Origin of the sequence: Acinetobacter lactucae, from assembly GCF_013344765.1 — a bacterium.
Classification (GTDB): domain Bacteria; phylum Pseudomonadota; class Gammaproteobacteria; order Pseudomonadales; family Moraxellaceae; genus Acinetobacter; species Acinetobacter lactucae_A.
In genome coordinates, this window is record NZ_JABVBF010000155.1 from 1 (window position 1) to 8125 (window position 8125).

Below are 8125 nucleotides of genomic sequence, written 5' to 3' on the forward strand. Positions count from 1 at the left end.
GAAGAGACTTGGACTGGTCGCGGTAAACAACCACGCTGGTTAGTTGCTGAAATTGAAAAAGGCGCAAAACTTGAAGATTTCTTAATCTAATCGTATTGTCGTTTTAAAAGCCAAGCAAATTTGCTTGGCTTTTTTATGTATAAAAATATCTCAAAATTTTGCTATAAATATTATTTAAAAAATTGAGTGTTTCAATTCGTCTTTAAATGAATTGTTGGGATCAAATGTACATTTAGTTCATTGAGCTCCAGGCTTTCATGATTTTGTCATACGTTCAACTTATAGTCTTAATACCGAAGCCAAGCCTGATTGCTTGGTTTTTTTATATGAAGTGAATTGGCGATGTTGAAAAAGTATGCATAATGTCAGACTAGGGAGCTACTCTCAAAATAAGGATGATAATTTGCATGTTGGTAAGGCTGAATGAAGAAAAAGTCTAAGCAATGGAAGTGGTGGTTTTTTGCCCTCATTGCATTTTTAATTTTTATTATTTTACAGATCCCGGCGACGTGGCTTATTTCTAAATTTTCAAAGAATAATCAAACTCTACACAATGTAAGTGGAAATATCTGGCAAGGCCAAGCAGATTGGCGGCGCGGTACTTTGAGAGGCTCGATTCATTGGAAAACTAGACCTCTAGACCTATTTTTATTAAGGTTCGCTGCTAATGTAGATATCCATAGTGGAAATACCCAACTATCTGGGGTAATGGGTTATGGTGTGGGGAAAAAAGTAATTGTAAAAGCTATGAATGGTCAGATTGCACCTGAAACATTAAAACAAGTGGTGAATTGGCAATGGCCTGCGAATAGTATTCAACTGAAAGACATTGAGTTTAATTATAAAAAAGAGCAGGGTTTCGCTGCAGTTGATGGTCAATTGCATTGGGGTGGCGGTGCTTTAATTTATAATATTGGTGATCGTCAAGACCGTATGAATATGCCTTCTTTAAGTGGGCAATTAACGGATCAAAATGGTCAGTTACAAGTTGATATACGTGATCAACGCAGTCAAAAAATGGCGAATCTTTTATTAGATGCCAATATGATGCTTGATGTGCAGCTCACGCAAAGATTATTGCTCAATATTCCATCTTATGATGGAAAAGCTGGTTTAGATACGTTTGTCATTAGTTCTCGTCAACCCTTAATACAAGGGGGTAACTAATGAAAGTATGGATTGAAAAATTACAGCACCTACAATGGCAAAAATTAGATCGGTTAAGTGTGGTTGTATTTGCCGTTTTAATTCTATGGCTATGCTGGAAATTAGCTTCATTATTTTGGTGGGTAATTGCACCTCCTCAAATGATGCAATTTGATCGGGTAGAGTTAGGATCGCAGCAGCCACAAATTCCTAACATTAGTACTTTTTCGCTTTTTAATGAACCTTCAGCCAATGCAGCTCAGGAAAATGTCAACCTAGAATTACAAGGTGTGATGCTGGGTTATCCAAATCGTTTTTCCTCGGCTGTTATTAAGCTAGATAATATTGCTGATCGATATCGGGTAGGAGAAACAATAGGCTCTACCTCTTATCAGTTGGCGGAAGTTTATTGGGATCACGTGATATTGCGTCAAGGTAATGGAAGTACTCGTGAACTTCAGTTTAAAGATTTGCCAAATGGTTTATATCAGCCTATGACGCCAGATGCCTCACAACCTGCTGCTACTGCGCCTCAGTCATCGGCACCTGTCAATACGACTCAAGAGGCATTAGGACAGGCTATTCAGCAAATGCAAGGCAACCGTGAACAATATCTGCGTGACATGGGCGTTAGTGGGAACTCTAGTGAAGGTTTTGAAGTTACAGAACGTACACCCACAGCGCTTCGAAATAAGTTAGGTTTAAGGCCGGGTGATCGGATTGTTTCTTTAAACGGTCAAACGGTTGGGCAGGGACAAACGGATGTGCAGTTACTTGAACAGGCTCGTCGAGCTGGGCAAGTGAAAATAGAAATAAAACGTGGTGATCAAGTGATGACCATACAACAAAATTTTTAGTGATAACACGTCACCATAAGAGTTAGGAATTATCGCAAGTTATGGCTTTATTGAATCATCAACGTCCACTTTGGGCATTACTTGCAGCAGCCCCATTGATTGCGACAGTGAGCAGCAGCGTCTATGCCCAAACATGGAAGATCAATTTACGTGATGCTGACTTAACTGCATTTATTAATGAAGTAGCGGACATTACGGGTAAAAACTTTGCAGTAGATCCGCGAGTGCGTGGCAATGTCACAGTAATATCGAATAAGCCCCTCAATAAAAATGAAGTTTATGACCTGTTTCTTGGGGTCTTAAATGTGAATGGGGTGGTAGCAATTCCTTCGGGGAATACCATTAAATTGGTTCCGGATAGCAATGTTAAAAACTCGGGAATTCCTTACGATTCGCGAAATAAATTGCGTGGTGATCAGATTGTTACTCGAGTCATTTGGCTTGAAAACACCAATCCTAATGATTTGATTCCAGCACTTCGTCCTTTAATGCCACAATTTGCGCATATGGCTGCGATTGCAGGGACTAATGCGCTGATTGTTTCGGACCGTGCGGCAAATATCTACCAACTTGAAAATATTATTCGTAATTTAGATGGTACTGGCCAGAATGATATTGAGGCAATAAACCTTCAGTCTAGCCAAGCGGAAGAAATCATTACTCAACTTGAGGCCATGAGTGCTACTGGAGCATCTAAAGATTTTAACGGTGCACGTATTCGTATTATTGCAGATAATCGAACCAATCGTATTTTAGTTAAGGGTGATCCTGAAACGCGTAAGCGCATTCGCCACATGATTGAAATGCTGGATGTGCCTTCGGCTGATCGCTTGGGGGGCTTAAAAGTTTTTCGCTTGAAATATGCAAGTGCAAAAAACTTGTCTGAAATTTTACAAGGCCTCGTAACAGGACAGGCCGTTTCTTCATCAAATAGTAATAATAATTCTTCTAACTCATCGAATCCCATCAATAATTTGATGGGTAATAACCAGAATTCTGGATCAAACACTTCTGGTTCAAATGGTAGCTCAATTTCTACGCCATCTATTAATCTAAATGGTAATTCAAATAATAGTAATCAGAACAGTATCTCTAGCTTTAGCCAAAATGGTGTGAGCATTATTGCGGATAATGCCCAAAACTCGTTAGTGGTTAAGGCAGATCCTCAATTAATGCGCGAAATTGAATCTGCTATTCAGCAGCTTGATGTTCGCCGTCAGCAAGTCCTTATTGAAGCTGCGATTATTGAAGTATCAGGAGATGATGCAGATCAACTTGGCATTCAATGGGCGCTAGGTGATTTATCAAGTGGGATTGGTTTACTTAGCTTTAGTAATGTAGGTGCTAGTTTATCTTCTATTGCTGCTGGCTATTTGTCGGGTGGTTCAGCTGGGGCTGCGTCCGCTATCGCTGGTGGTGCTAATAAAGGTAATGGTGCAACTTTGGCTCTGGGTAATTTTGAGAATTCCCGTAAGGCTTATGGTGCGTTAATTCAAGCGCTTAAAACTAATACCAAATCAAATTTGCTTTCGACACCATCCATTGTGACGATGGATAATGAAGAGGCTTATATTGTTGTTGGTCAGAATGTTCCATTTGTAACGGGATCGGTTACTACCAATAGTACAGGTATTAATCCTTATACAACTGTTGAGCGAAAAGATGTTGGTGTGACATTAAAAGTCGTTCCACATATCGGTGAGGGTGGGACGGTGCGTTTAGAAGTGGAGCAAGAGGTCTCTGCTGTTCAGGATAGCCGTGGACAAGCAACCGATTTGGTGACAAGTAAACGAGCTATTAAAACGGCTGTTTTGGCTGAACATGGACAGACGGTGGTGCTTGGTGGTTTGGTGTCGGATGATACGTCACTCTCAAGACAAGGTATACCTGGATTAAGTAGTATCCCATATGTTGGGCGATTATTCCGATCAGATAATAGAAGTAATATTAAGCGTAATCTTCTTGTCTTTATTCATCCAACAATTGTGGGTGATGCAAATGATGTGCGTCGTTTGTCTCAGCAGCGCTATAACCAGCTTTACAGCTTGCAATTAGCTATGGATAAAAATGGCAACTTTGCCAAACTGCCTGAGCAGGTTGATGATGTCTATAATCAAAAAATGACACCACCAAGTATTACTCCTCAGTCAAAAAATTATCAACAGGTTCCTTCGGGTGGAAAAACCTCGACGGTAACCACGCCTGTAGCAGTAGAGCCAGCGGTTCAAAAGCAAACCTTGCAGTTGCCTGATCCTGAGGTTAGTCGTACTAAAAATACAGTAACAACAACGACACTACGCCCAAGCACAGCACAGCAGTAGCATGTTATGATTGATAAAAAATGAGTGGGACATACGTATGACTTGGAAACTACAAGCAATTACTGGTGAAATTACTGGCCAAGAAATTAGTGTTGATCGTGATATGTTAGTAGGGCGTCATCAAGATGCCGATGTGTTGTTACAAGCTGCTGAAATTTCACGTCGCCACGCGGCATTGCTTTTAAAAGATCAAGTGCTATGGGTGCAAGATCTTAATTCATCGAATGGCACATTTGTAAACGATATTCGTATTGAACAAGAAAAGCAGCTGCATGATGGTGATATTGTTCAGTTCGCTAGTTTTAAATTTTCTGTATTCGCACCTGCACAGAAAATCACGGAATTACCTGAAATTGAAGCCGAGCCTGTAAATCCGACATCCTCTCCAGATTTAAGCGATCAAGGAATGCCGAGCCTTGCAGAGCGTGCTGCAGAAGTCGAAGTTCGTCGCGATGGTATGCCACAGAATATTTCTATTCCAAAACCTGCACCTATTCCAGAGGGTGTAGATATCAATGCACAACAGCAAACGCCTATTGCTTTTGATGAGCCTGTTTCTCGTGTTGCAGAAGAAAAAGAGCAACAGAAAAATGCATCCGTTGGTTTAATCACGATTATTATTTTAGTAATTTTAGCTGTATTAGCATGGTTATTCTTTAAATAATCCATTGCTGCTTTTACAATCAAGGCATGCTAAACGCATGCCTTTTTAATTTTGAGTAGAAAAAGATGTCTGTTGCACAACTAAATAAACGTAATTTAATTTTATTTGATTTAGATGGGACGTTGGTTGATTCTGCTGCTGATTTGTATCGGGCGATGAATTTAAGTTTAGAGACGCTAAGTTGGCCAAAGGTAACAGAAGTCCAAATACGAGAATGGGTAGGCAAAGGAGCTTCAAAACTCTGTGAAAGTGTTCTACTTCATATTTTTGGAAAATTAGATCCTGAACAACATAAAATTTTATTACAGAAATTTATCGATATATACAGTGTCGAACTCTGTGTAAATACTCAAATTTATCCTGGTGTAACTGAGTTTTTAAAACATTGTAAAACTTTGAATATACAAATGGCATGCGTTACCAATAAGCCAGTGCAACTTGCTCAAGGGTTGCTTGATGCTTTAAAACTTTCTTCATATTTTCAAGTTGTGCTTGGGGGAGATAGCTTACCTGAGAGAAAGCCTCATCCATTGCCCTTGTTGCATTGCATGCAAAGCCTAAAAGTATCTGCTTCACAATCATTAATGATTGGCGATTCAAGTAATGATATTGAGGCTGCGCGTCGCGCGGGAATTGATTGTATTGTAGTTAGCTATGGCTATAATCATGGAGAAAATATCTATGATTGCCAACCTCAGCAAGTTGTTGATAGTTTGGCTGAGTTAATTAACTAATGAATAAAATGGAGAACAGCATGAATAAGCGTATGGTTTTTCGATGGCGTGTCTAAATCGAATCTAGAAAAACACCCTTTTAAATCGAAACCATATTAGAGAATAATTCATGACTACATTAGCGCAATTTGAACAACTTAAGGCTTCAGGTTACAACACGATTCCAGTCTATCGCCAACGCTTAGCAGACACAGAAACTCCTTTATCTGTTTTTGCTCGTTTTAAAGACCAGACACAGGCTTATTTATTTGAGTCGGTTGAAGGTGGTGAAAACTGGGCGCGTTACTCTATGATTGGTTTGGGTGAATCGACAGTTTTTTCATGCAATGCAGGTGTTTTATCTATACAGCATGCTGATGGTTCGATCACACAAGAAGATTGTCTAGATCCATTTGAATATATTCGTGAATTCCAGAAGCAATTTACAGTTCCACCAGCTGAGCTTTTACCAGACTTACCAAGTTTTACTGGCGGGCTGGTTGGTTATTTAGGCTATGATGCAGTTCGCTACATAGAGCCACGTTTAAAAAATGTTCCTGCGGCTGATCCAATTACATTGCCGGATTTGTGGTTAATGCTATCAAAAACGGTCATTGTCTTTGATAACCTTAAAGATACTTTGTTTTTAATTGTTCATGCCGATACAGCACAGCCAAATGCTTATGAAGATGCGCAGCAAAAGTTAGATCAATTGGAACAGTTGTTGGCTACACCAGTTAGTTTGCAAGCTAAGCCGCATACACCCCCACATTTTGAATCGATTACAGGTAAAGCGAAATTTCTTGAGACCATAGAAAAGGTTAAAGAATACATCCGTGCGGGCGATGTTATGCAGGTTGTTCCTGGTCAACGTATGGTTTCCAACTTTGATGGAGAGGCTTTACAGGTTTACCGTGCTTTACGTCATTTAAACCCTTCGCCTTATTTGTTCTTAGTACAAGGTCAAACAATTACGGATAAAAAACCATTCCATATTGTAGGGTCATCACCTGAAATTCTCTCTCGTCTTGAAAATGGTATTGCGACAGTTCGCCCGTTGGCTGGTACGAGACCACGCGGAAAAACTAAAGAAGAAGATATCGCTTTAGAAAAAGACTTACTCTCTGATGAGAAAGAAATCGCAGAGCATTTAATGTTGATTGACCTTGGTCGAAATGATGTTGGGCGAGTTTCTAAAATCGGGAAGGTTCAAGTAACTGATCAAATGGTGATTGAACGCTATTCGCATGTCATGCACATTGTTTCAAATGTACAAGGCGAAGTGCGTGATGATATTGATGCGCTAGATGTATTTAAAGCAACCTTCCCTGCAGGTACTTTATCGGGAGCACCAAAAATTCGGGCAATGGAAATTATTGATGAAGTTGAGCCTGTGAAAAGAGGTGTCTTTGGTGGGGCAGTAGGATATTTAGGATGGCACGGTGAAATGGATATGTCGATTGCAATCCGTACTTGTGTTATTCGAGATAAAAAGGTCTACGTACAAGCTGGAGCGGGTCTAGTTGCGGACTCAAATCCTGAATCTGAATGGAACGAAACGCAAATAAAAGCTCGCGCAGTGATCAAAGCGGTTGAATTATCATCAAACGGATTGATTTTATGAGTTTTTAGCGGTTTTTTTTAAAAAACCGCTTGCATCGTTTGGAAGTTTTGCTAAACTGCACACCGTTCCGATACGAAACGTACGAAACGCTAAGAAGAGCCGGCATAGCTCAGTTGGTAGAGCAACTGACTTGTAATCAGTAGGTCCACAGTTCGAATCCGTGTGCCGGCACCATCTTAAAGGTGTGTAGTTGTGAAGTAAAGAGCAACACTGAAATAAGTGTGATATGGTGAGATTCCCGAGCGGTCAAAGGGGGCGGACTGTAACTCCGCTACGAAAGTTTCGAAGGTTCGAATCCTTCTCTCACCACCATTAACTTCGATTGAAGTGGTATATATACCAACACAGTGCGGGAGTAGCTCAGTTGGTAGAGCGGCAGCCTTCCAAGCTGCATGTCGCGAGTTCGATCCTCGTCTCCCGCTCCATCGAAGGATAATCGCTCTTATAGCTCAGTGGTAGAGCACTCCCTTGGTAAGGGAGAGGTCTCGAGTTCAAATCTCGATAAGAGCTCCAGATACAGTTTGGTAGATTTTTCTACAAAGATTTAAAAAGCAGGCTTATTAGTCTGCTTTTCAAGTATTGGGTGTTTGATTTTTTTGGCGATATGTCGATGCTGGGTTTTTGCTCAGAATTGTGTTCGACGTAAACGAGGACTATAAACATGGCTAAGGCTAAGTTTGAACGTAATAAGCCACACGTAAACGTGGGCACAATCGGTCACGTTGACCATGGTAAAACAACTTTAACTGCTGCGATTGCAACAATTTGTGCAAAAACTTACGGCGGTGAAGCGAAAGATT

At 40.4% G+C, this 8125-nt stretch carries 8 protein-coding genes and 4 tRNA genes; all 12 read left to right on the forward strand.

What is annotated here, in order from left to right; genetic code table 11:
• A partial coding sequence (locus HUN22_RS13650) for an H-NS family nucleoid-associated regulatory protein (RefSeq protein ID WP_174730388.1) occupies positions 1–90 on the forward strand: 90 nt, incomplete at its 5' end.
• A gap of 333 nt (positions 91–423) precedes the next feature.
• Complete coding sequence (gene gspN, locus HUN22_RS13655) at positions 424–1167, forward strand: type II secretion system protein N (protein ID WP_174730391.1); 744 nt, start codon at positions 424–426, stop codon at positions 1165–1167.
• On the forward strand, positions 1167–2003 hold the full coding sequence (locus HUN22_RS13660; protein WP_174730394.1) for a type II secretion system protein N: 837 nt from the start codon (positions 1167–1169) through the stop codon (positions 2001–2003). Before gspN ends, HUN22_RS13660 begins: the two co-directional genes overlap by 1 nt.
• Before the next feature lie 41 nt (positions 2004–2044).
• Positions 2045–4324, forward strand: coding sequence for a type II secretion system secretin GspD (gspD, locus tag HUN22_RS13665; RefSeq protein ID WP_174730397.1), 2280 nt, complete (start codon positions 2045–2047; stop codon positions 4322–4324).
• A 37-nt stretch (positions 4325–4361) separates the two neighbouring features.
• Positions 4362–4988 (forward strand): FHA domain-containing protein, encoded by a 627-nt coding sequence (locus HUN22_RS13670; RefSeq protein ID WP_174730400.1) that lies wholly within the window; start codon positions 4362–4364, stop codon positions 4986–4988.
• A gap of 65 nt (positions 4989–5053) precedes the next feature.
• Positions 5054–5722, forward strand: coding sequence for a phosphoglycolate phosphatase (locus tag HUN22_RS13675; RefSeq protein WP_174730403.1), 669 nt, complete (start codon positions 5054–5056; stop codon positions 5720–5722).
• Positions 5723–5831: 109 nt separating this feature from the next.
• A complete protein-coding gene (gene trpE, locus HUN22_RS13680; protein ID WP_174730406.1) occupies positions 5832–7325 on the forward strand; it encodes an anthranilate synthase component I in 1494 nt (497 codons plus the stop codon).
• Positions 7326–7423: 98 nt separating this feature from the next.
• Positions 7424–7499 (forward strand) — tRNA-Thr (locus HUN22_RS13685).
• A gap of 54 nt (positions 7500–7553) precedes the next feature.
• Positions 7554–7637 (forward strand) — tRNA-Tyr (locus HUN22_RS13690).
• 37 nt (positions 7638–7674) lie between these two features.
• Positions 7675–7750, forward strand: a tRNA-Gly gene (locus HUN22_RS13695).
• Between the two features lie 13 nt (positions 7751–7763).
• Positions 7764–7838, forward strand: a tRNA-Thr gene (locus HUN22_RS13700).
• 148 nt (positions 7839–7986) lie between these two features.
• Positions 7987–8125 (forward strand): GTP-binding protein (locus HUN22_RS13705; RefSeq protein ID WP_227545342.1); only part of this gene is annotated, 139 nt, incomplete at its 3' end.

What these genes read in the sequence shown, in the direction of transcription:
- gspN (WP_174730391.1), top strand. Translation starts at nt 424, where the DNA reads ATGAAGAAAAAGTCTAAGCAATGGAAGTGGTGGTTTTTTGCCCTCATT.
- HUN22_RS13660 (WP_174730394.1), top strand. Translation starts at nt 1,167, where the DNA reads ATGAAAGTATGGATTGAAAAATTACAGCACCTACAATGGCAAAAATTA.
- gspD (WP_174730397.1), top strand. Translation starts at nt 2,045, where the DNA reads ATGGCTTTATTGAATCATCAACGTCCACTTTGGGCATTACTTGCAGCA.
- HUN22_RS13670 (WP_174730400.1), top strand. Translation starts at nt 4,362, where the DNA reads ATGACTTGGAAACTACAAGCAATTACTGGTGAAATTACTGGCCAAGAA.
- HUN22_RS13675 (WP_174730403.1), top strand. Translation starts at nt 5,054, where the DNA reads ATGTCTGTTGCACAACTAAATAAACGTAATTTAATTTTATTTGATTTA.
- trpE (WP_174730406.1), top strand. Translation starts at nt 5,832, where the DNA reads ATGACTACATTAGCGCAATTTGAACAACTTAAGGCTTCAGGTTACAAC.